Source organism: Actinoplanes derwentensis (genome assembly GCF_900104725.1).
GTDB classification, from domain to species: Bacteria; Actinomycetota; Actinomycetes; order Mycobacteriales; family Micromonosporaceae; genus Actinoplanes; species Actinoplanes derwentensis.
Genome location: NZ_LT629758.1, coordinates 8,524,350 through 8,549,924 on the forward strand (window position 1 = coordinate 8,524,350; position 25,575 = coordinate 8,549,924).

25 protein-coding genes are annotated in these 25,575 nt (G+C 69.3%); 9 read left to right on the top strand and 16 right to left on the bottom strand.

The annotated features are described in order from the left end of the window. Nucleotides 1-3: 3 nt before the first annotated feature. The gene (locus BLU81_RS38070; protein ID WP_092552698.1) at nt 4-660 is read left to right on the top strand and encodes an SIMPL domain-containing protein; all 657 of its coding nucleotides are present in this window, start codon (nt 4-6) and stop codon (nt 658-660) included. Nucleotides 661-710: 50 nt separating this feature from the next. Here the strand turns inward: BLU81_RS38070 and BLU81_RS38075 are convergent, their stop codons facing one another. The 8 genes from BLU81_RS38075 to BLU81_RS38110 all read right to left on the bottom strand — a co-directional run bounded on the left by BLU81_RS38075 (nt 711) and on the right by BLU81_RS38110 (nt 6,785). Continuing rightward, nucleotides 711-1,307, bottom strand: coding sequence for a hypothetical protein (locus BLU81_RS38075; RefSeq protein WP_092552701.1), 597 nt, complete (start codon nt 1,305-1,307; stop codon nt 711-713). 275 nt (nt 1,308-1,582) lie between these two features. Further along, the gene (locus BLU81_RS38080; RefSeq protein WP_092552704.1) at nt 1,583-2,230 is read right to left on the bottom strand and encodes a hypothetical protein; all 648 of its coding nucleotides are present in this window, start codon (nt 2,228-2,230) and stop codon (nt 1,583-1,585) included. After that, nucleotides 2,227-2,679, bottom strand: a complete 453-nt coding sequence (locus BLU81_RS38085; RefSeq protein WP_092552707.1) for a hypothetical protein — start codon at nt 2,677-2,679, stop codon at nt 2,227-2,229. Before BLU81_RS38085 ends, BLU81_RS38080 begins: the two co-directional genes overlap by 4 nt. Then, complete coding sequence (locus BLU81_RS38090; RefSeq protein WP_092552710.1) at nt 2,669-3,160, bottom strand: hypothetical protein; 492 nt, start codon at nt 3,158-3,160, stop codon at nt 2,669-2,671. Before BLU81_RS38090 ends, BLU81_RS38085 begins: the two co-directional genes overlap by 11 nt. Nucleotides 3,161-3,234: 74 nt before the next feature. Further along, complete coding sequence (locus BLU81_RS38095) at nt 3,235-3,780, bottom strand: hypothetical protein (protein ID WP_092552713.1); 546 nt, start codon at nt 3,778-3,780, stop codon at nt 3,235-3,237. Between the two features lie 488 nt (nt 3,781-4,268). Next, nucleotides 4,269-5,018 carry a class I SAM-dependent methyltransferase gene (locus BLU81_RS38100; RefSeq protein ID WP_092552716.1) on the bottom strand — a complete coding sequence of 250 codons (750 nt, stop codon included), beginning with the start codon at nt 5,016-5,018 and terminating at the stop codon, nt 4,269-4,271. A 94-nt stretch (nt 5,019-5,112) separates the two neighbouring features. After that, on the bottom strand, nt 5,113-6,138 hold the full coding sequence (locus BLU81_RS38105; protein WP_092558226.1) for a DNA polymerase III subunit beta family protein: 1,026 nt from the start codon (nt 6,136-6,138) through the stop codon (nt 5,113-5,115). Between the two features lie 47 nt (nt 6,139-6,185). Continuing rightward, on the bottom strand, nt 6,186-6,785 hold the full coding sequence (locus BLU81_RS38110; protein WP_092552719.1) for a LysE/ArgO family amino acid transporter: 600 nt from the start codon (nt 6,783-6,785) through the stop codon (nt 6,186-6,188). Nucleotides 6,786-6,855: 70 nt separating this feature from the next. Here BLU81_RS38110 and BLU81_RS38115 point away from each other — a divergent pair, with 70 nt between their 5' ends. Next, nucleotides 6,856-7,671, top strand: coding sequence for a LysR family transcriptional regulator ArgP (locus BLU81_RS38115; RefSeq protein ID WP_092552722.1), 816 nt, complete (start codon nt 6,856-6,858; stop codon nt 7,669-7,671). Here the strand turns inward: BLU81_RS38115 and dapD are convergent. Further along, complete coding sequence (gene dapD, locus BLU81_RS38120; RefSeq protein ID WP_172890698.1) at nt 7,668-8,615, bottom strand: 2,3,4,5-tetrahydropyridine-2,6-dicarboxylate N-succinyltransferase; 948 nt, start codon at nt 8,613-8,615, stop codon at nt 7,668-7,670. The genes BLU81_RS38115 and dapD overlap by 4 nt on opposite strands. 67 nt (nt 8,616-8,682) lie before the next feature. Between dapD and dapE the strand changes: the two genes are divergently transcribed. Further along, the gene (gene dapE, locus BLU81_RS38125; RefSeq protein ID WP_092552725.1) at nt 8,683-9,753 is read left to right on the top strand and encodes a succinyl-diaminopimelate desuccinylase; all 1,071 of its coding nucleotides are present in this window, start codon (nt 8,683-8,685) and stop codon (nt 9,751-9,753) included. Here the strand turns inward: dapE and BLU81_RS48835 are convergent. Further along, nucleotides 9,750-9,920, bottom strand: coding sequence for a hypothetical protein (locus BLU81_RS48835; RefSeq protein WP_157751972.1), 171 nt, complete (start codon nt 9,918-9,920; stop codon nt 9,750-9,752). The genes dapE and BLU81_RS48835 overlap by 4 nt on opposite strands. 130 nt (nt 9,921-10,050) lie before the next feature. Here BLU81_RS48835 and BLU81_RS38130 point away from each other — a divergent pair, with 130 nt between their 5' ends. From BLU81_RS38130 to BLU81_RS38145, 4 genes are all read left to right on the top strand, one after another. Beyond that, nucleotides 10,051-10,809, top strand: a complete 759-nt coding sequence (locus BLU81_RS38130) for an LOG family protein (protein WP_092552728.1) — start codon at nt 10,051-10,053, stop codon at nt 10,807-10,809. Between the two features lies 1 nt (nt 10,810). After that, complete coding sequence (locus tag BLU81_RS38135; RefSeq protein ID WP_092552731.1) at nt 10,811-11,413, top strand: LOG family protein; 603 nt, start codon at nt 10,811-10,813, stop codon at nt 11,411-11,413. Between the two features lie 366 nt (nt 11,414-11,779). After that, the gene (locus tag BLU81_RS38140) at nt 11,780-15,907 is read left to right on the top strand and encodes a PD-(D/E)XK nuclease family protein (protein WP_092552734.1); all 4,128 of its coding nucleotides are present in this window, start codon (nt 11,780-11,782) and stop codon (nt 15,905-15,907) included. Further along, nucleotides 15,904-19,386, top strand: coding sequence for an ATP-dependent helicase (locus BLU81_RS38145; protein ID WP_092552738.1), 3,483 nt, complete (start codon nt 15,904-15,906; stop codon nt 19,384-19,386). Before BLU81_RS38140 ends, BLU81_RS38145 begins: the two co-directional genes overlap by 4 nt. 78 nt (nt 19,387-19,464) lie before the next feature. On the opposite strand, the gene BLU81_RS38150 is transcribed toward BLU81_RS38145, so the two are convergent. Then, nucleotides 19,465-19,869 (bottom strand): pilus assembly protein CpaE, encoded by a 405-nt coding sequence (locus tag BLU81_RS38150; protein WP_092552741.1) that lies wholly within the window; start codon nt 19,867-19,869, stop codon nt 19,465-19,467. Between the two features lie 223 nt (nt 19,870-20,092). On the opposite strand from BLU81_RS38150, the gene cspE reads away from it, so the two are divergent. Then, nucleotides 20,093-20,296: a transcription antiterminator/RNA stability regulator CspE gene (cspE, locus tag BLU81_RS38155; RefSeq protein WP_043533476.1), complete on the top strand. Its 204-nt coding sequence runs from the start codon at nt 20,093-20,095 to the stop codon at nt 20,294-20,296. A 197-nt stretch (nt 20,297-20,493) separates the two neighbouring features. Here the strand turns inward: cspE and BLU81_RS38160 are convergent, their stop codons facing one another. After that, nucleotides 20,494-21,213 (bottom strand): lysophospholipid acyltransferase family protein, encoded by a 720-nt coding sequence (locus BLU81_RS38160; protein ID WP_092552744.1) that lies wholly within the window; start codon nt 21,211-21,213, stop codon nt 20,494-20,496. 108 nt (nt 21,214-21,321) lie between these two features. On the opposite strand from BLU81_RS38160, the gene BLU81_RS38165 reads away from it, so the two are divergent. Further along, complete coding sequence (locus tag BLU81_RS38165; RefSeq protein ID WP_092552747.1) at nt 21,322-22,200, top strand: hypothetical protein; 879 nt, start codon at nt 21,322-21,324, stop codon at nt 22,198-22,200. 1 nt (nt 22,201) lies between these two features. On the opposite strand, the gene BLU81_RS38170 is transcribed toward BLU81_RS38165, so the two are convergent. Genes BLU81_RS38170 through BLU81_RS38185 form a run of 4 tightly spaced genes read right to left on the bottom strand, consistent with a single transcriptional unit; the run spans nt 22,202 to nt 25,404 of the window. Next, a complete protein-coding gene (locus BLU81_RS38170; RefSeq protein WP_092552750.1) occupies nt 22,202-23,143 on the bottom strand; it encodes an ABC transporter permease in 942 nt (313 codons plus the stop codon). Continuing rightward, the gene (locus BLU81_RS38175; RefSeq protein ID WP_092552754.1) at nt 23,133-23,879 is read right to left on the bottom strand and encodes an ABC transporter ATP-binding protein; all 747 of its coding nucleotides are present in this window, start codon (nt 23,877-23,879) and stop codon (nt 23,133-23,135) included. Before BLU81_RS38175 ends, BLU81_RS38170 begins: the two co-directional genes overlap by 11 nt. Nucleotides 23,880-23,906: 27 nt before the next feature. Next, nucleotides 23,907-24,977, bottom strand: coding sequence for an ABC transporter substrate-binding protein (locus BLU81_RS38180; protein ID WP_092552757.1), 1,071 nt, complete (start codon nt 24,975-24,977; stop codon nt 23,907-23,909). 13 nt (nt 24,978-24,990) lie between these two features. After that, nucleotides 24,991-25,404: an RrF2 family transcriptional regulator gene (locus BLU81_RS38185; RefSeq protein ID WP_092552760.1), complete on the bottom strand. Its 414-nt coding sequence runs from the start codon at nt 25,402-25,404 to the stop codon at nt 24,991-24,993. Nucleotides 25,405-25,575: the final 171 nt, after the last annotated feature.

The following is a 25,575-nucleotide window of genomic DNA, read 5'->3' on the forward strand; positions in this document are numbered from 1 at the left end:
GCCGTGGACAAGACGATCGTGACCGTTCACGGCGACGCGCGCCGCGAGGTGCCGCCTGAACAGGCGGTCTTCTCGGTGACGGTGACCGCCGCGGACAAGGACAAGACAGCGGTGGTCACCCGCCTCACCCGCCGCGCGGCCGAGGTCAACCAGACCCTCGACCGTTTCGGTACGGCTGTCGAGCGCCGTGAGACCACCGGCGTCCAGGTCCACCCCGAGTTCAAACGCCGTGGCGAGAAGCCGGTGTCCTATTCAGGATCGGTCACCACCACGGTCACCGTCACCGACTTCGACCCGCTCGGTGAACTGCTCGCCCAACTCGCCGCCGGTGACCTGACCTCGGTCTCCGGCCCGTGGTGGCAGCTCCGGCCGGGCAGCCGGGCGGGAGCCGACGTGCGGCGCGAGGCCGTCGCCGACGCCCTCGACCGGGCCCGTGAGTACGCCGCGGCGGTCGGCTCCGAGGTGGACCGGATCGTCGAGATCGCCGACGCCGACACCGGTGGCGGGCACCGCCCGATGATGCGGGCCGCCGCGTTCGGCATCGCCGAGTCCGCGGACGCCGCCGCACCCGCCTTCGACCTCCATCCCCAGGAACAGAGCGTCGAAGCCCGGGTGCTGCTGCGCGTCACGATCACCGAGCCGACAGTCCTGCATTCCTGATTCGACAGGGTTCGCCGGAGTTCGACGGGGCCGGTTGACCGGCCCCGTCCTCAGGAGTTGACCGCCCGCGCCCGGACCGGCACGGTGAACGTCGCCCCCTTGCACGACGCCGGACCACTGGCCCGCATCGTCAGAGCCTTGGGCAGGATGAAAGCACCGATGGTGTTCCGCGGCACCTCCCACGACACCGGGAACTCCTTACGGGTCAGCTCGACCCGTGGATTGGTGCACCCGGCGTCCCGCCGTGCCTCGTCGGCGACGATCCGCCCGCCAGCCGGCAGGATCGAGGTGATCCGCACCGGATTCGAATGCTGGTTCGTCACCGTCACGGTCAGGTTGCCCACGTCGCCCGGCGTCAGCGCCCGGCTCGGATCCGAGGTGGCGGTCAGCGTGATCTCCACATCGGCTGCCGCGGCCACCGGGAGGTTCCGGTCCGGCCCGTTGAAATGCCAGTAGGCCCAGGCCGCCCCCGCGTTGGCGAGCAGTGCGGCCACCGCCGCCACCGTGAGGATCATGCGGGCCCGCCGGTCGAACCGGCGCCGCGGCCGGGGTTGTCGCAACTCCCACGTCGGTTCCTCGTGGTCGGCGGGATCGAGCTCGATGTGCTCGCTTGCGGGAAAGCTGGGTAGGACGTCGCGCCGATTCACGAAATAACCTCGGTAGCGGCAGCCGCGCGGGTCTCGCTCAGTAAGGGCATGCGGCTCGCTCCTCCTCGAAGGCCGGTGAGAATGATGCCGGGTTCGGCGCTCATACAACGTTCCCCGATAGAGATGTCCGATGTGATCGGTTTTCCGTACGCCCTTCCAGCGCATAAATCGGACAGGTCTGCCCATACGGATTACCCCAGCGGGGTGACCGAATCGACCATCCGGCCCACCGTCCTCAGCGGATCAGCCCCCGCCGCCACCCAGATCGCTGAAGCTCAACCGGCGCTCGGCTCCACGGCCGTCACTGTCGGAGAGGGAGCCACCGACGTCGGTACGGCACTCGGTGTGGGCGTCGCTGACGGACTGGCCACGGGCTCGCTCTCCTCTTTGGAATCACTCCTGGTGTCATCCGGGCCTGTGCTGGGGTCAGCGGTGCCGGTCTCTTCAGCGCCCTCGGTCTCGACCGCACCCGGCTTCTTCACCGCGAGGCCGGCAGTCGGCTCCTGGGGAACGACCACCGAACGACTGATCGGGCTCGCCGCCCCCGTCCACCGGTCCCCGGCTGTCGCCCGGACCGTGTAAGCCACCGTGCTCCCGGCTTTCACCGCCGCGTCGGTGCAGTTCAGTACGGTCGCAGACGTCCGGCAGACTTCGGCCCGGGTCCCCCCGGTGTGCCGGAACACGACGTACCCACGGAGCGCCGCCCCCGAAGGGAACTCGACGGCTTTCCAGCCCACCTCGGGCACGTCTCCCCGAAGGACGGCCTTCGGCTTCGTCACCGTGGGCAGGGTGTCCGCGGTCACGGTTGCCAGTCCGGTGGTGCTTCCCACCGACCAGCCGGCCCATGCGCTGAGACCGCTGCCGACCGCGATCGCCACCAGCACCCCGGCCGTGACGATCAATGCCGCGCTGCGCCGCTTCACCGCTCGACCTTGCTGGCCTTGGCGGTGAACACCAGGCGGAACGTGGCCTTCTGGCATGCGTCACCGACCGTGTCCGGCATCGTCACCTCGAACTCTCCGGCGGTCGTCCGTTCCCGGGCCGGCACGACCAGTGGCAGGACGCCCCGGTAGGGGCCGATCACCAGATTGGTCCGGCCCGGCCGGCAGCGGCGACTCGACGTCGATGCCACCCGGGCTTCGAGGGACCGGATCCGGATCGAGAAGGAGTACGGATTCCGCACGGTGACCCGGGTGCGCTTGACGGCACCCGGATAGAGGCTGTCCATATCGGTCCCGGAGATGTCGAAGGTGTAGGCGCCCTGGCTGGCGTTCTCCGGTTCTGGATCCTTCGGTTGCTGGCCGGCTGCGGCCCAGAGGCAGACGACGGCGGCCAGTCCGGCGCCGAGTGGCAGGCGGAGGTCAGTGCGCATCGCTGCGACCGATCACCGCGAGGGGAGCCCGGAACGTGGCGTCCTGGCAGGCGGAGTCGGAGTCCTCGGTCATCCGGATCGACTCCGGGAGCAGGAACGTGGCCTCGGACCGGGCCGGAACCGCCCAGGAGACGTTGAAGAACTGCTCGGTCAAGGCGACGCCGGACGTGTGGCAGCCCGCACTGCGGTGCTTCTCGTCGATGGAGATCCGGCCGGATCCGGGGCGCACGGTCGTGACCCGGACCGGGAATCCGTTGTCGTTGGCGACCGTGATGAGAAGGCCGGTGATCGCCCCGGGATAGAGGGCCGTGTCGGGCTGTGCGTGACCGGCCGTCCTCAGTTCGACGACTGAACCGGCCGTCGCCGTGGAATTGCCGGATCCGGCAAGTCGCCAGGAAGCCCAGGCGATGCTGCCGATGCTCAGGCTGGCGGTGACCAGCCCCGCCGCGATGATCTGGGCTCGCCTCGGAATTCCGAGCACGCTGCCGCTCCTGTCTGATTCATGAAGTGGAGTCGGGGCTGGGGCCGGAGGGAGGCAGCCCTCCGGCCCGGGGATCACTCGGCGGCGGTGTCCGCCGGGTCCTGGACCACCTTCGGCGGGTTGTGAGTCGGCGGCTGGTCCTGCTGGGGCGCCGTCGTGCTCTTGCCGCCGACCGTGGTCTTGAACCCGAAGTCGGCTTCCTGGCAGGCGTCGTCGGGGTCGGCGATCATGCGGACCGAGTCCTTGTAGTCGAGAACCTTTGTCGACTGCGGCGCTACGTAGAGGTCGGTGGGAAGCGGAGCGTTGGGAACCGCCTCGACCGTGTTGTTCGGGCAGTTCCTCGTGGTCTTGCTGACGACGGCGAAGCCGGTGAAGTTGATCGAGGTGATCAGAACGGGGAACTTGTTCTCGTTGGTCACCGTGACCTTCACGTCGCTGCGACTGCCGGGCACGAGCGCGGAGATGCTGGACCCGGAGACCTTCAGCGAGATCACCTTGCCTGCCTTGGCGCTGGCCTCGCCGGAACCGCTGATGGTCCAGAACGCCCAGGCCGCGCCCCCGCTGGCCGCCACGACTCCGGCGGTGGCAAGGGCGGCGACACGCTTCGTGTACTTACGCATGGGAATGTTCCTCCAGGAACAGGTATACGAGTGCGACACCCGGATGAGCCGGTAGCGACCGAATCGGGGTGCACGTCGTTAATCGGGTGTGTCCGGGGCCAGCGAGGCCACCCGGCGCTGCGACAAAGATGGCGGAGTCTGTGAACGGCGGCGATCGGCTGACCCGTCGACCTGTGGAGGGCGAGACGGTGCGGGAGACGGGCCGTCCCGGCTAATCCGCAGGAGTGATGAGGGCCGATGAGGCGATCATCGATGGCCTCGGCGAAGATCGATGAGATGTGGACCGGCCTGGGGTGACGGCGGGTCTGCATCAATCGGGTCGCCGGGCAAGCCCGAGGGAGTCGAAGATCCTGGTGGGGGCGTCGGATTCCGCTCAAATCAGGGGTGGAACGTGAACTGGCGACACCATTTCCGGGTAACTTGCGGAATTATTTCCGGGTACCGGACCCGAAAGGGGCAGTGCCGTTCCCCTGAAAGAGGCTTCTGGATTACGCCTCTGTCGGCCGCTCGGCCTGCACAAGGAATCGGTGGGCGCGCACGGTGAATTCGCCCCGGGCCCGGATCACGGCGGTCAGCCGGGCCAGCTCACGTTCGTACCGCAGCGGGGTGAAGTCTCTGATCTGCCATGGCACTGTCCGCAAATGATGGACGACCGCCGTGATGTCGCGGAAGGTCAGGAGCGGATGCTCCTCCCGCACGTCGGTGACCCGCAGCCCGGCCGCCTGCAGCGCGCTGACCGCGACCTCGGCGTCCCACCGGCGCGGGTGCGGAGGTGGGGCGCCGAGCGCGGTGTTGAGTTCGGCCAGGTCGTCGCTGCCGACCTGCTGGGTGAGCAGCGCGCCACCCGGCTTGAGCAGGCGGGCGATGTCAGCGGCGGGAAGCCGGCCGTGCCGGCTGAGGACGAGGTCGAACTCGTTCTCTTCGGACGGCATCTCGGTCAGCACCGGAACTCCGAAGGGAGCGAGGCGTTCCCGGGCGGCCGGCGTGTTGCGGGCCCACGTCTCGACCGCGACGGTGTGCGGGGGGAGCGGGGCCAGCTCGGCGAGGAGTTCGCCGCCACCGGTGTCGAGGTCGAGCACACTGAACGACCGGCTCACCACGACGCGAGCCAGCTCCAGGTACGACCACGACGGCTCGGACGCCACGGCCAGGCCGTCCAGCCAGGCGAATTCCCACCCGGTCATGGAGGCGCCGGTAGCCGCGGCGTTGAGCTCTTCCCCCTGCCGGTTGCTGCGCACCGACCGAACGTAGCGGGCCGGGGTCGTCAGCAGCGACTCGATCCCACGGCCGTTCCAGGTCCGGTGCCGGACTGTGGCTGAACGGTTACCAGAGTCAGTGGCGGACCGGCATGAGTAGCGAGAAATGGGACTCCACGCCGACCGGCCGGATCATCAGGGGCAGAACGGGCCCGTCGAGTTCCAGCACCAGCTGACCGTCGCCGCCCGCGTCCAGGGCCTGGAGCAGGAACTCCCGGTTCAGCGCGATGTGCCGCTCGCTGTCGGCGGCCCACTCGTCGGGGCCGACGGCCCGCAACCCGGCGGCCGGATCGAGGCTGAGAACCGACACCGGGAACTCCCGCTCGATCGCCGGAGCGGCGGCGATCAACTCCCGCAACTCTTCGGCGCCGACCGTGATCCGCCGCGCCGACGGCCCGGCGCTGATCAGGCGCTGATAGTCGGGAAACTCCATGTTGATCGGCTCGTCCTCGACTGTCGTGTCGCCGGCCTGCGCGGTGACCAGGCCGGGGTCCAGATCGATGGTGATCGGCCCGGACCGGAACGCGCGCAGCCGCTCGGCGAAGGCGAGCGGCAGGAACAGCCGCGCGGCCGTGCCCTCCACGACGGCGGGGGAGGTGGCGACCGCCATCCGGTAGCGGTCGGTGGCGACGAGCGTGATGACGCCGTCGCCGGTCTCGAAGAGCACTCCGGCCGGAATCGGATCGGCGGCACTCGCCCCTGCGAAGATCACCGCGGCCAGGGCGGCGGACAGATCGGCGGCGCTCAGCGTGACACGGGTCATCAGTTTCTCCTCCAGATCGAGCAGGGTGTGCAGGCGGAGAAGCTCACGCTTGGCGTCGGCGAGACCGGACTCCAGGCGGATCAGGTGGGCGTCCAGACGGACCCGTACCGCAACCGGGGTGGGAAGGTCTTTGACCACCGCCGCGATCTCGGCGACCGGCATCCCCACCCGCCGCAGCCCGGCGATCAGCCGGGCCGCTTTGATCTGCTCGGCGGTGTAGCGGCGGTAACCGGTCGACGGGTCGACGACGGCTGGGACCAGCACGCCTGCCCCGTCGTAGAACCGCAGCGCACTGACGCTCAGTCCGCTGGCCCGGGCCACCTCGCCGATGCCTCGCATGTCGTTCTCCACGTCAACGAATCCTGGTGTCTCGACCTGATCGAGGGTCAAGCTTGCACGATCAGAGCCACCCCGAGCACAGTCATCACCACCGCTATCGACGCGTCCAGCACCCGCCAGGCGGACGGCCGGGCCAGTAGCGGGGCCAGCCATCGCGCGCCCAGCCCGAGCGAGAAGAACCAGCTCAGGCTTGCGAAAGCCGCGCCCAGACCGAACGCCCAGCGGTCCTGGTGCTGTTGCGCGACCGAGCCGAGCAGCAGCACCGTGTCGAGATAGACGTGCGGGTTGAGGTACGTCAGCGCGAGGCAGGTGAGCAGGGTCGCACGCAGTGTGGTGGGAGCCTTGGCGGTGGCTTCCAACGACGACGGCCGCAGTGCTCGGCGGGCCGCCAGGATCGCGTAGCCGAGCAGGAACACGGCGCCCGCCCAGCGGATCGCGGTGATCAGGCCGGGGTGCGTGTTGAGGACCGCACCGAACCCGGCGATGCCCGCGGAGATCAGGGCCAGGTCGGAGAGGGCACAGGTCAACACCACCGGGAGTACGTGTTCCCGGCGCAAGCCTTGACGCAGGACGAACGCGTTCTGGGCACCGATCGCGATGATCAGCACGGCCGAAGCGACAAATCCGGCTATAGCGGAGGAGAACATGCCCCGACGCTACGGCTGGTTTCCATGAAGCGAAAACTAATCATTCTGACGATGGATTAGTTTCCCTAACGTGGATCAGACCCAGTTGGCGACTTTCCAGGCCGTGATCGAGCAGGGTAGCTTCGAGGCGGCCGCTCGAGTGCTGCACGTCACGCCGTCCGCGGTCAGTCAGCGGATCAAAGCGCTGGAGCAGACCGTCGGCCAGGTGCTGGTGCGCCGCGCCAAACCGTGCACCGCGACGACGGCGGGCGAGGCACTGGTCCGTTTCGCCAACCAGGTCGACCTGCTGGAGCGGGAGGTCCTGGGCGCTGACACCACCCGTCTCTCGGTGGTCGTCAACGCCGACTCGCTGGACAGCTGGTTTCTGCCGGTGCTCGCCCAGGTTCCCGGGGTGTTCTTCGAACTGCACACCGATGATCAGGAACACACCACCGACCTGCTCCGGACCGGCACCGTGATGGCCGCGGTCACCTCCGAACACGTCCCGGTGCAGGGCTGCCGGGTGGAGAGACTGGGGGTGATGCGCTATCTCGCGGTGGCCGCGCCCGACTTCGACGCCACCGATCTGCACACCGCGCCGGTGCTCGTCTACAACCGCAAGGACCGGCTGCAACACCGGTTCATGACCGCCCGGTACGACCCGCCGGTCCACTACATCCCGGCGACCGCGCCGTTCAACCAGGCGATCCGGTTGGGGCTGGGGTGGGGGATGCTCTACGAGAAGGAGGCGGCAGATGACCTTAGGTCAGGAAAAATCGTGCAAATCAGACAGGGTCATCTTGACGTCCCGCTCTACTGGCAGTGCTGGCGGATCCAGTCGACAGTGCTGGAGACACTGACGGCCGCCGTTCGCACGGCGGCCGCCCAGGCATTACGAAACAACTAGTCGTTGGCGTGCAGCGCGCTGTTCAACTCGATGCCGGTGCCCTTGCGCGGCTTCGCCTCCAGCGCGCCGGACAGCGAGTTGCGCCAGAACAGGAGATTGTTCACACCGGACAGCTCGATGGCCTTCACCACACGGCCGTCGGGCAGCGCGATCTTCGAAGCGGCGGTGATGTAGACACCCGCCTCGACCACACAGTCGTCACCGAGCGAGATGCCGACACCCGCGTTCGCGCCGAGCAGGCTGCGCTCGCCGATGCGGACCTTGGCCTTGCCGCCGCCGGAGAGCGTGCCCATGATCGACGAACCGCCGCCGATGTCGGAGCCGTCGCCGACCACCACACCCTGCACGATCCGGCCCTCGACCATCGAGGTGCCGAGCGTGCCGGCGTTGAAGTTGACGAATCCCTCCTGCATGACCGTGGTGCCGGAGGCCAGGTAGGCGCCCAGGCGAACCCGGTCGGCGTCGGCGATCCGCACCCCGGACGGCACCACGTAGTCGGTCATCCGCGGGAACTTGTCCACCCCGAAGACGGTGAGCTGACGGCCCGCGGCGCGCTCCAGGAAGCGCAGCTCGTCGACCCGCTCCGGCGGCACCGGGCCGGCCGAGGTCCAGGCCACGTTGGCCAGCTTGCCGAAGACGCCGTCCAGGTTGAGCTCGTTCGGCCGGACCAGGCGGTGGGACAGCAGGTGCAGGCGCAGGTAGGCCTCGGACGCGTCGGTGATCGGGTCGGCCAGCGACTTGATCACGGTGCGGACCTCGACCGTGCTCAATCCGGGCAGAAGCTTCGGGCCGGTCAGCCCGGCCGGCAGCACCGGCACGTCAGCCGGCTCCGCACCCAGTCCCAGGTGACCGGAGGGGAACCAGGTGTCCAGCACCTGACCCTCGGCGGTGACGGTGGCGAGGCCGATGCCCCAGGCGGGCGAGGTCGAGATCGCGGTTTCCACGACCCGAACCCTACCGGAGGCCCGATGACGCCTCAGGGGTGTCGAGACACCCCGGTATGGTGCGGACATGGCCAACCCGCTTACCCCGGACGTGCTGCTCGACCCGGTCGTGCTGACCCGCACCCTGGTCGATGTCGAGTCCGTGTCCCGCGACGAGAAGGTGATCGCCGATCACGTCGAGGACGTCCTCCGCGAGGTCAGCCACCTGAGCGTCCGCCGCCTCGGCAACACGGTGATGGCACGCACCAAACTGGGCCGTGACCAGCGGGTGATCCTGGCCGGGCACCTCGACACCGTCCCGATCAGCGGCAACCTGCCGTCCACCGTCGTCGACGACCTGATCTTCGGGTGCGGCACCTCCGACATGAAGGGCGGCGTCGCACTCGCCCTGCACCTGGCGGTCACCCTGCCCGACCCGATCTACGACGTCACCTATCTCTTCTACGAGGCCGAGGAGATCGCTTCCGAGTTCAACGGCCTCAACCTGGTCGCCACCGAGCACCCCAAATGGCTACGGGGCGACTTTGCGGTGCTGCTCGAACCGACGTACGGCGCGGTCGAAGCCGGCTGCCAGGGCACCATGCAGGTCGAGATCCGCACCAAGGGCCGCCGGGCGCACACCGCTCGATCGTGGCGCGGCGTCAACGCCATCCACGCCGCCGGTGAGGTGCTGCGCCGGTTGGAGGGCTACCGCCCACGGACCGTCACCATCGACGGCTGCACCTACCGGGAGGGCTTGAGTGCGGTCGGCATCTCCGGTGGGGTGGCCGGCAACGTCGTGCCCGACGAGTGCGTCGTCAAGGTCAACCTGCGGTTCGCCCCGGACCGTTCGGAGAAGCAGGCCCTGGAGCACCTGCACGAGGTCTTCGAGGGTTACGAACTGGTGGTCACCGACTCGGCCCCCGGCGCCCTGCCCGGTCTGAACGCGGCACCGGCCCGCGAGTTCCTGGCCGCCGTCGGCATCGAACCGTCCGGCAAACTGGGCTGGACCGACGTGTCCCGGTTCGCCGCCCTCGGCATCCCGGCCCTCAACTACGGCCCCGGCGACCCGTCGCTGGCGCACGCACCCGACGAGCACGTCGAGATCGGGAAGATCCGGGACGGGGCCGCCACCCTGTACCGATGGCTGGCGCCCTAGTAACGAACCGTGACTCTACCCACCGCGCGCTGCGGTGGCGGGATCTCCATCGTCACCTCCAGGTCAACGGCGGGTTCGGCGTCGCGGGCCGCGAAGGCCGCGCGCCGTTCTTCCAGAACCAGCCGTATCCGGTGCTGCATCCGGAGGCGCTGGTGTCGATTCGTCACGATGGTCGCTCCTTCTTGGGGAGCCGATGTGTTGCTTCAATCTGGCAAAAAGGTCTACTGCTCGCAATCCTCTTACCGAAACGGACCCGGTTATTCACCGGGTACCGGGCATCCGCACTACCTTTGTGGCATGACGGAGAGCACCAACGGGCGACCCCGGGAGCGTCACCGCGGGGCGGTCACCCTGCGTCGCGACTCGATTCCGCCGAGCACGGCCGATCAGAAACTGCTCGATTCGCAGAACCGTGAGGAGTGGAAGACCAAGGACGCCTGGCGCGCCCTGCGGATACTGTCCGAGTTCGTCGAGGGCTTCGACACCCTCGCCGATCTGCCACCCGCGGTCAGCGTCTTCGGCTCGGCCCGCAGCGCCCCCGACAGCTTCGAGTGCGAGCTGGCCGAGAGCCTCGGTGCCGCCCTCGCCGAACACGGCTACGCGGTGATCACCGGCGGCGGCCCCGGCGTGATGGAAGCGGCCAACCGGGGTGCCACCGAGGCCGGTGGCCTGTCGGTGGGCCTCGGCATCGAGCTGCCCTTCGAACAGGGCCTCAACCGCTGGGTCGACGTCGGCATCGACTTCCGCTACTTCTTCGTCCGCAAGACCATGTTCCTGAAATACGCCCAGGCCTTCGTGGTCCTTCCCGGCGGCTTCGGCACCCTCGACGAGCTGTTCGAGGCGATCACCCTGGTCCAGACGAAGAAGGTCACCCGCTTCCCGGTGATCCTGATGGGCACCGAGTACTGGGGCGGTCTCCTCGACTGGATCAAGACCCGGATGCTCGACGACGGCAAGATCAGTGCCGCGGACCTCGACCTCATCCAGGTCACCGACGACGTCGCCGAAGCCGTCCGCATCATCATGGACGCCGACCAGTCCCACGGCGAGGAGTGACATGGCCGCGATCTGCGTCTTCTGCGCCTCCTCCACCACCCTCGAACAGCGCTGGCTCGACCTCGCCGCACAAACCGGCCGGCACCTGGCCGAACGCGGCCACACCCTGGTCTCCGGCGGCGGCCGGGTCGGCATGATGGGCACCGTCACCGAAGGCGCCCGAGCCGCCGGCGGCCACACCCTCGGCATCATCCCGCAGTACCTGGTCGACCTGGAGGTAGCCGACGAGGCCTCCGACGAACTGATCGTCACCGGCGACATGGCCGACCGCAAAAACGTGATGATCGACCGCTCGGACGCCTTCATCACCCTCCCCGGCGGCCTCGGCACCCTCGACGAACTGTTCGAGGTCTGGACCACGGCCACCCTCGACGTCCACCGCAAACCACTGATCCTTCTCGATCCCGACGGCTTCTACGACGGCCTGCTGCACTGGCTCGGCACCCTCACCGACCAGAAGTTCGTCCGCCCCGCCGCGATGGACCTGTTGCTGGTGGCCCGCACCGTCCCGGAAGCCGTGGACCTGATCGAGAAGACCCTGGCCGCGGGGCCGCGTCCCCCTTCCGGCGCGGCGTCGGGAACGGCAAGCCCAGCAGAGCAATAGCCTCTGGTACGGACGTCACCTCCCTCGCCGAACCACACCTCCCGTGGCATCACGCGAGACAGGCGAAACTCCAGGCCGCCCCACGACCGCCGGGCCGAATGCGCCACTCCAGGCCACCCACCAACCCCCACCACGCCGACCGGTCACCCATTTGCGGTGCCAGCCGGCGACCGTGGTCGGTCACCCGCCGCCTCACCGGCTTCGCCCTTCGCGTCCCGGTCGCCGTCCGCGTTCTTCCCCGGGTGGTCACTCGTGGTGCGATCCGCACCACAAGTGACCGCGCAGCGGGCTGCTCGGGTGTGAATCCGGGACCGAGGCGGCCGCTGGCCGGAAACAACGTCATACCGGCGTGCTCTCATTGATGCCGTGAGCACGCCGGTCCCTCCTCCTCCGGTGCGCCGGCCGGCGAACTACCGCCTGGTCCGCCGCCCCCGCCCGGTCCTGCCCGAACTACCGGCCGACCCGGTCCAGCGCCGCGTCATCGGCCACACCGCGGGCCCGCTGCTGGTGCTCGGCGGTCCCGGCACCGGCAAGACCTCGATGCTTGTCGAGTCGGTCGCCGCCCGCATCACCGAGGGCGTCGACCCGGAGCGCGTCCTGGTCCTCACCTTCGGCCGCCGCAGTGCTGCCGCACTCCGCGACCGCATCGAGGCCAGGATCGCCGGAGACCCCGGCCGAATCGTCCACGAGCCCCTGGTGCGGACCTTCCACGCCTACGCGTTCGGCCTTCTCCGCCGGGCCGCCGCCGAGCGCGGCGAGCCGTCCCCGCGCCTGCTCACCGGCCCCGAGCAGGACCTGATCATCCGAGAGCTGCTGTCCGCCGTCGGCGACCCCGAGGCCCCCGACACGATCGGCTGGCCCGACGCACTCCGCCCCGCACTGCCCACCCGGGCGTTCGCCCAGCAACTGCGCGACCTGATGCAGCGCGCCGCCGAGCGCGGCGTCGGCCCGGTCGAACTGGCCCGCCTCGGCGAGCGCCTGGGCCGCGACGACTGGCCGGCCGCAGCCCGTTTCCTCCGGGAGTACGTCGCGGTCCTGACCCTCCGCGACGTCACCACCCGAGGTTCGACCGCCTACGACCCCGCCGAGCTGGTCCGAGCCGCCTCCGGCCTGCTGGCCGACGACCCGATCCTGCTGGAGTCCGAGCGCCGCCGCCTGGACCACGTCTACGTCGACGAGCTGGCCGAGACCGACCCAGCCCAGATCGAACTCCTGACCCTGGTCATCGGCGGCGGCAAGCCTCTGGTGGCTTTCGCCGACCCCGACTCCTCCATCTACGGCTTCCGAGGCGCCGACCCCACCGCCGTGACCACGTTCCCGACAACGTTCCGCACCCCGTCCGGTGCCCCCGCCCCAACCGTCGTCCTGCACACCAACTACCGAGCGGCCCCACCCCTTCTGACCGCCACCACCCGAGTGGCCCGCCGCATGCGAGGCCCCATCACCCACCGATCCATGCACCCACCCAAGCCACCCACCCCGCCCGCCCCCGGCTTGCCCGCCCCCGGCTCACCCGCCTCGGGACCACCCACTCCCGGTTCGTCCGTCCCTGGCTCACCTGAGCTGCCTGGCATCGATGCACCTGCGTCCGAGATGCCTGGAGCGCCCTCCACCGCTGCTCTCCGACCGTCAGGCGAGCCCGTGGCCGCGGTCGATGGTTCGGCTGATGATGATCGACAGGCGCTGGCAGGTATCGGGCGAGCCTTGCCTGCGGCTTCTGAAACGGCAGTCCCAGCGGTGGTCAGTGATTTCGCGATGGCCGCCGAGCCAGTCGATCGTGAAGGCCGTGCGGCGACTGTTGGTGAGGCGTCGGCCGCGAGTAGGGCACCGGCCGTGAGTGAGACGTCAGCCGAGGGCGAGGCGCTGGGCGGAGATCAGACGTCGGCCGGAGATCAGGCGCCGGCCGTGGGTGAAGTGACGGCCATGAGTGGGGTGACGGCTGGCGGTGAGGCCGATGGGGCGCCGGGGCGGACCGAGTTCGGGCTGGTGCCGGATGCGGTGGTGCGGACGTTCCGGTCGACGGCTGCGGAGGCCGCCTACATCGCGCATGTGCTGCGTGAAGCACACCTGCTGTATGGGGTGCCCTGGTCCCGGATGGCGGTTCTGATGCGGTCCGCCTCGTTGCAGCAGCCTTCGGTGTTGCGGGCTCTGGCCGCGACCGGGGTGCCGACCGTGATCCATTCCGAGGATCTGCCGTTGCACCTGCAACCGGCGGTGGCGCCGTTCCTGCTGTTGTTGCGGTGTGCGGTCGACCCGGCGGTGCTGACCGAGGAATCGGCGGTGGCCCTGCTGCATTCACCGCTCGGTGGTGCCGACCCGCTGGCCGAACGGCGACTTCGGCAGGGGCTGCGGGCGCTCGCGGTCTCGGCCGGTGACCGGCGGTCGTCCGGTGATCTGCTGGTCGACGCGGTTCGGGACCCGGTCGGCCTGGACCTGGTCGAACGCCGGTGGGCCCGGCCCGCCCAGATGATCGCGCGGTTGATCACGGTGGCCCGGGAGGCGGCCGCGCTGCCGGGTGCCTCCGCCGAGCAGGTGCTGTGGACGGTCTGGCAGGAGAGCGGACTGCACGACCGCTGGTTCGCGATGAGTACCGGCAATGTCCCGATGCCGGACCAGCGTGACTCCGGCCGAGCCCGGGAGTGGCGTTCCGAGGCCGCCGACCGCGACCTGGATGCCATGGTGGTGCTGTTCGACGCGGCGGCCCGGTTCACCGACCGGCTTCCGGGCGCGGGTGTCGGGGTGTTCCTCGATCATGTCCTGGGCCAGGAGTTGCCCGCCGACTCGATAGCTCCGAGCGCCGACCGTGGCGAGGCGGTCCGCCTGCTCACCGCCCACGCGGCGAAGGGCTTGGAATGGGACGTCGTCATCCTGGCCGGAGTCCAGGAGGGACTCTGGCCCGACCTGCGCCTTCGCGGCAGTCTCCTCGGTTCGGAACGCCTGGTCGACGTCCTGGCGGGCCGCCCCGCCTCCGGTCCGGAGGCGGTCATCGCGGAGACTTCGGCCCTGCTGGACGAGGAGCGCCGTCTCTTCTACGTGGCGGTGACCCGAGCCCGCCACCGCCTGGTAGCGACCGCCGTCTCCTCATCCGGCGTCGGCGGCCAACTGGGCGAGGAACAGCCCAGCCGCTTCCTGACCGAACTGGCCACCCCGATCCGCCGCCCCGGCGACGGCCCCGGCGGTCTCCCCCCTGGTTCTGACCCGTGGGACACCGGCCCACCCGACCCGAACCGCCCACCACCCGCCGGCCCGTCCACCCCGAACCACCCTGACGGCGGCGGATCCACTGACCCGAACCACCCTGCTCACGACGTCCCGAAGCATTCACGTGCTGACGGCCCCGGAGCCGCGCCGAACACGGACTTCCGTGAGTCCGGCGTGTCCGGTGTCCTTCCCGATCCGATCCGTCCGACAGCCGGAGAGGCACCCGTCGGCAGCGATGCCGAACCCGAGCCGGACGAGGCCGGCCGGCCGGATGCATCCGACTCGGACGGCTCTGAAGGGGCGCTTCCGGTGGGCCGTCCACCGCGGGCTCTGACGTTGGCGTCGCTGGTGGCTGAGCTGCGTACCGTCGTGATCGGAAGTGTGGAGACGCCGGGCCGGCGGCGGGCCGCGGCGGCTGAGTTGGCGCGGCTGGCCGCGGCGGGGGTGCCGGGGGCGCATCCGGACGAGTGGTGGGGTCTGCGGCCGCTCTCCGACGACCGGCCGCTGATCGACGAGGGCCGGCCGGTCAAGGTGACGCCGTCGTCGATGGAGAGTGCGTTGCGCTGCAGTCTGCGCTGGTTGTTGGAGCGGCACGGTGGCGCGGCTCCGGCCGGTCCGGCGCAGGGGATCGGCAACCTGGTGCATGCGGCGGCGATGTTGGCGGAGGACGCGAACGCGGACCGGGAGAAGCTGGTGGAGTACGTGTCGGCCCGGTTCGATTCGATCGAGTTGGCCGCGCAGTGGCTGGCCGGCCCGGAGCAGGAGCGTGCCCAGGCCATGGTGGACAAGTTGTTGCGCTGGCTGGCGGTGAATCCGCGGCGGCTGCTGGCGATCGAGCACGAGTTCACGGTGATGCTGGAGGACGAGCGGAATCCGATTCAGTTGACCGGCCGGGTGGATCGGCTGGAGGTGGATGAGGAGGGCCGGCTCGTCGTCATCGACTTGAAGACGGGTAAGACGACAGCTGTCTCGGCCGCTGATGTGGCGGAGAACGCGCAGCTCGGTGGCTATCAGGCGGCGGTCGACGCGGGCGCGTTCGACGATTGGGGCCGGGAGACCGGCGGTGCGGCGCTGGTGCAGTTGGGGCCGGGGAAGGACGCTCGGGAGCAGATGCAGTTGCCGTTGACGGAGGCGACCGATCCGCAGTGGGCGGACGGGATGGTGCGCCGGACGGCGGCCGCGATGGCGGCGTCCACGTTCTCCGCGGTGGCGAACAGCCGTTGCCGGGTGTGCCCGGTCCGGACTAGTTGCCCGATCTCCGGCAAGGGCCGGCAGGTGGTGGAACCGTCATGACGACAACTGCCAGGTCCGGTCCCAGGTTCACGCCACGCGAGCTGGCCCGTCTTCTGCGGTTGCCGGAGCCGACCGCTGAGCAGGAGGCGATCATCGCGGCGCCGGTGCAGCCGCTGCTGGTGGTGGCGGGTGCCGGTTCGGGCAAGACGGAGACGATGGCGTCGCGGGTGGTGTGGCTGGTCGCGAACGGGTACGCCCATCCCGGCGAGATCCTCGGCCTGACGTTCACCCGGAAGGCCGCCGGCGAGTTGTCGCACCGGGTCCGGACCCGGTTGAGTCAGCTGGCCTCCCGGTTGGGCCGGGACGACGCGCTGGCGGGTGAGGCGACGGTGTCGACCTATCACGCTTACGCCGCCCGGGTCGTCACCGAGCACGGACTGCGGGCGGGGTTCGAGCCGTCGGCGCGACTGTTGACCGAGGCGGCCCGCTGGCAGATCGTGGATTCGCTGGTCCGGACGTACACCGGCGAGATGACCGGTCTGAATCGCGCGCCGGGCACGGTCACCGACGATGTGCTGGCGCTCTCCGGTGAACTGGCGGAGCATCTGGTCGGCGCGGACCAGTTGGCGGCTTGGACCGGCCGGTTCTTCGCGGACGTGCAGGAGTTTCCGGGCCGCGTCTACAAGGACGTCACCGAGGTGCTGCGCCGGCAGCAGGGTCGGCTCACCCTGCTGCCTCTGGTCCGGCTCTATGAGAAGCGCAAACTCGATCTGGAGGCGATGGATTTCGGCGACCAGATGGCCCGTGCGGCGTTGGTGGCGCGGGATCATCCGCAGGTCGGTGCGATCGAGCGTGGCCGGTTCCGGATCGTGCTGCTCGACGAATATCAGGACACCAGCCACGCCCAGGTGACGATGTTGAACAACCTGTTCGGCGGCGGCCATCCGGTGACCGCGGTGGGTGACCCGTGCCAGTCGATCTACGGCTGGCGGGGTGCGTCGGCGGCTACCCTGGAACGGTTCCCCGAGGAGTTCCGGGACAGCGAAGGGCATCCGGCGTGGGTACGGACGTTGAGCCGGAGCTGGCGCAACCGCCCGGAGATCCTGCGGGTGGCGAACACGATCTCGGCCCCGTTGCGGGCCCGCGCCCAGGTGATCGAGTTGGAGGCGTCGTCGCGACCGGCCGCCGCGGTGGGCGGGCGGACGGTGACGTGTGCGTTGCTCCCGACGTACGCCGAAGAGGCCGGCTGGATCGCCGACACCATGCTGACCGCCTGGCGTCTGGTCGCCGGGATGCCGTCGGCGCAGCCGGGCGAGATTCCGCTGGAGAACCGTCCGACCAGCGCGGTCCTGGTCCGGGTACGCAGTCAGATCCCGGCGATCGAGGAGGCGCTGCGGGCTCGGGGCCTGCCGGTCGAGGTGGTCGGTCTGGGTGGTCTGCTGGACACCCCGGAAGTGCGGGACGTGATCTGTACGTTGCGGGTGCTCGCCGATCCGACCGACGGGGCGTCGTTGTTGCGGCTGCTGACCGGGGCCCGCTGGCGGATCGGCCCGCGTGATCTGGTGGCCCTGCACCGGCGGGCGCGGCAGATCGCGGCGGCGCGAGTGGCCCGGCCGGCTGACGAACCGGAGGCGGTGACCACGGACCGGCTGGACGACGCGACCCTGGTCGAGGCGATGGCCGACCTGGGTCCGCCCGGTCTGTACTCACCGGACGGTCATCCTCGTCTGCTGGCGTTCGGCCGGGAGCTGGCCGCCCTGCGCCGCCGCCTGGACCAGCAGTTGCCGGACCTGCTCGCCGACATCGAACGGACCATCGGACTGGACGTCGAGGTGGCGGTACGTGGCTGGGCGGCCGGTGACGCCGGCCTGGCCCGGGGCCATCTGGACGCGCTCGGTGAGGCCGCGACCCGGTACATCACCGAGAACGAGACCGGCACGGTCGCCGGGTTCCTGGCCTTCCTGGCCGCTGCCGAAGAGGAGGAGCGCGGACTGGAACCGGGCCAGGTCGACGTGGTCGAGGGTGCCGTGCAGATCCTGACCGCGCACGCCGCGAAGGGCCTGGAATGGGACGTCGTCTCGGCCGCCGGACTGTGCCGGGGAGTCTGGCCGGGGCAGGCCCGGTCCTCCGACCATTTCCTCGGCGGGATCGGGGTTCTGCCGTTCCCGTTGCGGGGCGACGCGGACGGGCTGCCGGTGCTGGACCTGTCGGACGCGATGGAGCAGAAGGACGTGGCGGGGGCGGTGGCCGCTTTCACCCGTTCCTGGCGGGAGCACGACGAGCGGGAGGAACGGCGGCTGGCCTATGTCGCGGTGACCCGCCCGCGACGGCTGCTGCTCTGTTCCGGCTACTGGTGGGGGGACGGGGTGAAACGTCCGCGCGGCCCGTCGGTCTTCCTCGACGAGATCCGGGCGGTGTGCGCGGACGGTGCCGGGGTGGTCGCCGCCTGGACCCCGGAACCGGCGCCGGGCGACACGAATCCGAGCGATCAGGTGGTGGCGACCGCCGAGTGGCCGTCCGATCCGCTGGGTCTGCGCCGCCCGGCGATGGCGGCGGCTGCCGACCTGATCCGCCGCATGATCGAGAACCCGGACGTGTCCGCGGCGGAGGCCTTCGCCGATCTCGCGGCGTCCGATCCGGAGGTGGCGGCCCGCGCGGGCTTGGCCGCCGACCTGGTCGGCCTGGCCGATCCCGACGAGCCCGAGGTGGATCGCGTGGATCGCGTGGTGAGTTCGGGTGCGGATCGAACCCCACCTCACCATGCGACAAATCCGGCGGAGCTGGAGGCGAGGGCGGAGTTGCTGGCTGAGGTTGAGGCGGCGGATCGGGTTGCCGCGGCTGAGGATCCGGATATCGCTCGCTGGCGGCGGGAGGCGAAGCTGCTGTTGGCCGAGCGGGCGGAACGGTCCCGGCGGGACGGGCCGATCGAAGTGGTGGTGCCCGGGCACCTGTCGGTGTCGCAGCTCGTGGTGTTGCGGCGGGACCCGCAGGCGCTGGCCCGGTCGTTGCGTCGCCCGTTGCCGCAGCGTCCGGCACCGCAGGCTCGCCGTGGTACGGCCTTTCACGCCTGGCTGGAGCAGCGGTTCGGTGCGGTCCGGTTGATCGATGTCGACGAGCTTCCGGGTGCGGCCGATGACGACGCGGCCGAGGACGAGGAGCTGTCGGCACTTCAGGAGGCATTCCTGACCGGGGAGTGGGCGGATCGGGCCCCGGTGGAGGTGGAGGTCCCGTTCGCGACGACGGTGGCCGGCGTGGTGGTCCGGGGGCGGATGGACGCGGTCTACGCCGATCCGGACGGCCGGTTCGACGTGATCGACTGGAAGACCGGCCGCCGGCCGACGGGTGCGGAGGCGGAGGCGGCTGCGGTGCAGTTGTCGGCGTACCGGATCGCCTGGGCCTCGCTGGCCGGAGTGCCGGTGCGCAAGGTCCGGGCCGGTTTCCACTACGTGCGGGAACAGGTCACGGTCCGTCCGGCGGACCTGATGGACGCGGCCGGGCTGGCGGCACTGATCGAGGAGATCCCCGCGGAGTCCCGATGACCCGAGCAGCCGAGACCGTGCCATAGACCCTCGCACCTGAGAAGGCGGCACCCGGGGCTGTCGCTGCGGGGGACAGGGTTAGGCCACTGCGCCGAGGAGGTGGAGGAGGGCCGCGGCGTAAGCCTCGTCGGCGTCCGGGGCGGTGAACACGTGTTCGTGATCGAGCAGCTCCGTCCGTACCGAATAGGTGTCTTTGGTTTTGTGCATCGACCGGAACGTGCCGCCCAGTAGTGCCCGCAACTGGTCTTCGCGGGGCAGCCACAGGGCCTCGTCGAGGTCCACATCGTCGAGGGCCCATTCAGTGGTTCCGTTGAAGCCGATGATTAGCCCCTCCGGGCGATCGTGCACCTGGATCGTCATGTCGCTGAGTACGAAGGACTCGTCGTCCAGGTCCCGATCCGGGATGGCGAAACGGTCTCCGACCTGTGGTTTCCAGGCTAATCCGGCGGCTTTGAGCTGCTGCGCCACGTGCTGTCCGAGCACTTCCGGGCCTCCTTTCGCGTGCTAGGCTTTCCGCGTTGTCAGTTTGGTTCCCAAGTACTCAGGAGCGCCTGTGGGGAAGTCTGCCCCAGGCGCTCTTTGTCGTAACCCGGGCTTGTCCGGTGCGGGCGATCAGTACGACAGCACGAGACCCACAGAACGCGGGTCTTACTACCTCGTTCCCGTCCATAGTGGTCGGGGGCGATCGATCGTCGAGGAGACGAGCATGGTTACCGGTGTTGTGAAGTGGTTCAACGCTGACAAGGGCTTCGGTTTCATCACCCCGGACGACGGCGGCGCCGACGTCTTCGCCCACTTCTCCGCGATCCAGATGTCCGGCTACCGGGCTCTGGAGGAGAACCAGCGTGTCGAGTTCGAGGTGACCCAGGGCCAGAAGGGCCCGCAGGCCGCGAACATCCAGGTCATCTGATTCGCGTCTGATCTTCGGCCGTCGCGCACGGCCGGCAGCGTGTGAGAGCTCGGCGCCGCTCCCGTTGAGGGTGCGGCGCCGCAGCAGTTCCCGGAACACGAAAGCCCCCGAGACGCGAGAGCGCCGGGGGCTTCGGCGACCGGTGGTCAGACCGCGAAGGCGATCGGTGGTCAGACCGCGGGAGTGATCGGTGACGGTCAGACCGCACTGGCGGAGTTGGGCGGCAGCGGCGCCGAGCCACCGAGGTGTGCGGGCAGCCACCAGGTGTCGTCGGGCCCGGCGGGCTTGTCCGGGTATTCCTGCTGGACCTCGTCGAGCAGAACGGTCAGCCGTTGTTTCAATGTCGCGGTGAGCGCCTCGGGTGTGGCGCCGGCGGCCACCGGGATCGGCTCGCCGATCTTGATGATGACCGGGATGTGCCGCTTGGTCAGCTCCTTCTTGCGGCCCTTGGTCCAGAGCCGGTGCGGGCCCCAGACCGCCATCGGGATCAGCGGCACCCCGGCTTCGACAGCCATCCGGGCGGCACCTGATTTCAGCGCCTTGATGGTGAAGGACTCGCTGATCGTCGCCTCCGGGAAGACCCCGACGATCTCACCGGAACGCAGCGCGTCGATGGCGTGGTTGAAGGCGGCGGCGCCGGCTTTGCGGTCGACCGGGATGTGCCGCATGCCGCGCATCAGCGGACCACTGATCTTGTGGTCGAAGACCTGCTTCTTCGCCATGAAACGCACCAGCCGTTTGGCGGGCTGGGCACCGAAACCGCAGTAGATGAAGTCGAGGTAACTCGAGTGGTTGCTGGCCAGCACCGCCCCGCCGCTTGAGGGGATGTGCTCGGCGCCTTCGACGACGATGCCGTTGTCGAGCACGCGGAACATCGTCTTGGCCAAGGCGACGACCGGGGGATACACCAGTTCCATGGCAGCACGGTAACCGAAGTTCCTGGGAACCGGGCAGGCCGTGAGGGGTGGGTCGCCCGGAGACGGGCACGACAGCGGTGACGGCGCTCGTGGTGTTCACTAGGTGGCATGTCCGCACCGAACCCGTACCCCTCGTCCTGGCAGCGGCCGGGCGGGAACTGGTCGTCGGGAACGGTCACGTCGTACGGCGTACCCCAGCAATCGCCGCAACCACCCGTTGTTCCGGAACCGCCCTCGCCGGACCGGCCACCGCATCGCCGGCGGCAGTTGATGATCTTCGGTGGGGTGGCCGGTGCGATCGTCGCGATCGGGCTGACCGTGCTGCTGGTCGTGATCCTCGGTGGGGACGGCGATCCGTTCGGCGAGCGGGCGGCGGGCCCGGCCGATCTGCGGCCTCCGCTGGCACAGGCCTGCCCGGCACCGAGCGTCGCACCCGGCAGTACGGCGCCGAGCACGCAGGCACCGGTCTCCGGGGCACGGACGGTGGACGAGGCCGCCGGTATCTCCTACAAGGAGTACAGCGCACCCTGGACACCCTGGACCGAGACGTGGAACGCGGGCACGCTCCAGGTGCCCTACCGGGTCGGCCAGCATTTCGTCACCGAGGTCTACGCCGGTGGCAGCTACCACGCGTCGATCCTGTCCGCGGCGGTCCCGGCGGCTGACAACGACGCCTTCACCCTGGACCTGGAGTGTGTCGGTCAGCAGGTGTCGGCGGACGTACGCGCCGAGTACTACCCGCAGCCGAACCGGCTGGAGCCGATCCGGGACGAGCTGACCACGCTGGGCGGCCGGCCGGCCTGGGTGAGCGAGTTCCGGCTGCACTTCCGGGAACCAGGGCTGACCGCCACCTCGGAATATTCCGCAGTGGCGGTCATCGACGTCGGAAAACCCACAGCGGCGGTGTTGTACGTCTCCGTCCCGAGCACCCACCGCCAGTTCGACTACGTGGTGAACGAGGTCCTGAAGTCGGTCCGCCCGATCTGATCTAACTGCCGGTCAGGCCCCAGCGCTTGCGCAGGGCGCGGTCGGCGGTGTTGAAGAACTGGTCGACCAGGATGCCGATGACCAGCACCACGATGATGTAGGCGAGCACCGACACCGCGTCGTTCAGGTCCCGGGCGGTCTGCATCCGGACGCCGATCGACACCGTGCCCGGCACGATGACCAGCAGCTCACCGGCCATCAGACTGCGCCAGGAGAAGGCCCAGCCCTGCTTCAGCCCGGAGACGAAGGACGGCAGCGACGCCGGCAGAATCAGGTGCCGGTACTTCGCGAGGCCTTTCATGCCCATCACCTGGCCGACCCGCAGCCAGGTGCGCGGCACGTAGTCGATGCCACTGATCAGGCCGTTCGCCACCGACGGCGCGGCACCGATGACTACCACGAAGAGGATCGCCTCCTCGCCGAGCTGGAAGAGCAGGATGGCCAGCGGGAACCACATGATCGACGGCATGGTCTGCAGGCCGGTGATCAGCGAGCCGATCGCGGCGCGCAGTGGGGTGAACCGGGAGACCGCCGCACCGATCAGCGTGCCGATCGCCACGGCCAGCGCGAAACCGGTGATGGCCCGGGTCATGGTCAGGCGTACGCCGTCCCAGAATTTCGGCTCGGTGACCAGCTCGCCCAGTTCGGTGAAGACGTCGAGCGGTGCCGGGAAGACGTAGGCCGGCCGCCATTCGGACAGGTAGACGAGCTGCCAGATCCCGATGACGATCGCGATGGCGAGCAGTTTCGGCCAGGTGGCGCTCCAGGCGCGCCTGCCGAAAGCGCCCTTGTCCTTCTTGGGACCGAGCTCGAGGGCGTCGAGGCCGCTGATCCGGTCGGCGGCGTCGAGGTCCGGGTCCTTCGGTTTCTCCGGCATCGGGAAGGCGTCCGGCTGGAGGGCGCCTTCCAGGCCGGCCCGCGCGCTGGGGAATTCAGTGGGCATGGCGGGCGACCTCCGCGCGGAGCCGGTCGGTGATCTCGGCGGCCTGGCCGGAGACCTCGGGGGAGTCGATGCGCCGGGGGCGCGGGTGATCGATCTTGAAGTCCTCGATGACCCGGCCGGGGCGGCTGCTCAGCAGGACCACCCGGTCGCCGAGGCGGACCGCTTCGCGGACGTTGTGGGTGACGAAGAGAACAGTCAGTTCCTGCTCGCGCCAGATCCGCTCCAGCTCGTCGTGCAGGATGTCGCGGGTCATCGCGTCGAGCGCACCGAACGGCTCGTCCATCAGCAGCACGTCGGCGTTCTGGGCCAGACCCCGGGCCAGTGCGACCCGCTGCCGCATGCCACCGGACAGCTCGTGCGGTCGCTTGTCGCCGAAACCGGTCAGCCTGACGATCTCCAGCAGTTCCAGGGCCCGTTTCCTGCGCTCGGCGCGGCCCACACCCTGAAGTTTCAGCGGCAGCTCGACGTTGCCGGCCACCGAGAGCCAGGGGAAGAGAGCGGCCTCCTGGAACATCAGCGCGACGTGCCGCCCGCCGATGTCCAGAGTGCCGCTGGTGATCTTGTCGAGGCCGGCGACCAGGGAGAGCAGTGTGCTCTTGCCGCAGCCGGAGGCGCCCAGGAGACAGACGAACTCCCCTTTGCCGACCTCCAGCGAGACGTGGTCGAGGGCGAGCAGAGCATTGCTCCCCGAACCGTACTGCTTGGTGACGTCATCGATCCGGACAACCGTACTCATGCTCGCCTCCGTCCTTCGCTGTTGGATTTAAGCCGCGCCGTCGCTGACCTCGGGCTGGCCGGCAGCCTTCAGCAGCTCGTTCAGCGGGCCCAGGTCGTAGATGCCCTTGAGGTCCACCGGGTCGAGCAGGCCGACACTCTCGGCGTTCTTCGCGCTGGTGAAGAGCGAGGACGCGATCGGGTCGTAGGTGAACTTCAGGTTCGCGAACGCGGCGGTGAGGATCTCGTCCTTCAGCGGCTTGCTGGTGAGGGTCTCGATCTGGGCGTTCGCGGCCTTCTGCGCGTCGGCGTTGTTGTCCTTGATGTAGGACACCGCGGCGATGTGGCCTTCGAGCAGCTTCTTGACGGTGCCCGGGTACTCCTTGAGGAACTTCTGGCTGACGATCAGGTGGGTGGTGACGAACTCCTGGTTCGGCCACAGCGTCTTCTCGTCGACCAGCGCCTTGGCCTTCGACTCGAGAATCAGCTTGCTGTAGTTCGGCTCCGGCACCCAGGCGCCGTCGATGGTGCCCTGCGCGAAGGCCTGCACGGCGGTCGCGTTGTCCTGCGGCAGGACCGAGACGTCGCCGCCGCCACTGGTGTCGACGTTCAGGCCGTTCGACTTCAGCCAGGCGCGCAGTGCGACGTCCTGGGTGTTGCCCAGCTGCGGGGTGGCGATCTTCTTGCCATTGAGGTCCGCCGCGGAGTTGATGCCCTCCCGGACGACCAGGCCGGCGCCGCCCGAGGTGCTGCCCGCGATGATCTTCAGCGCCTCGCCCTTGGACTTGGACCAGCCGTTGATCGCCGGGTTCGGGCCGATGTAGGTGGCGTCGATCGCGCCGGAGAGCAGTGCCTCGATCGCCGCCGGGCCGGCGTTGAAGGTGGTCGCCTCGAGCTTGGTGGTGCCCAGCTTCTCGGCGAAGAGGCCCTTGTTCACACCGACCAGCGCGGGGGCGTGAGTGATGTTGGGGAAGTATCCCAGCTTGATGGTGGACGCCTCGCCGGAACCGGAGCCCGCGGCGGCGGTCGTCTCGTCGTCGGAACCGCAGGCGGCCAGGGCGGTAGTGGCCACCACGGCGGCCGAGGCAAGGGCGAGCGCACGGAGGGTGCGGGAGCTCATGCTCACTCCTAGATCAATTTCTTCTAATGGAGGTTCTGGAGAGTTCGGCCAGGGTTCGGTGGTCGACTACACCCTCGATGGCCGCCTCGACGGCGATCCACACGTCGTGCAGCGCCGTCGCTGCACCGTGATAGATCGCCGTGGACGTGGGCAGCCCGCGGACGGTGGTGAGGGCGCCCCCGACAGCACGGACGACGTCGCCGACGGTGATCTCCTCAGCCGAACGGGCCAGGGCGTACCCACCGTCCACACCGCGATGGCTGTGCAGCAGCCCGGCGCGGCGCAGATCGAGCAGGATCCCCTGCAGAAAGCTCAGCGGGATCTCCTGGGCGGCCGCCAGCCCGGCGGCTTTGACCAGACGAGGATGCTCCGCGGTGACCGCGAGCATCGCGCGGACGGCGTAGTCCGTGCGAGCCGAGACATACACGTCGCACCGCCCCTTCCCCGGATACTTCGCTTTACCTATCTGTTGGATGGGAATACTGGATCATATGGGTTTGGTGCGTCAACCCCGGTTCGCGATATGGAATCCGGCATCGGGTCGTCTTTCGGGATGTTTCGAACAGCGGATCAACCGTTGGAGTGACGGGGATGACAC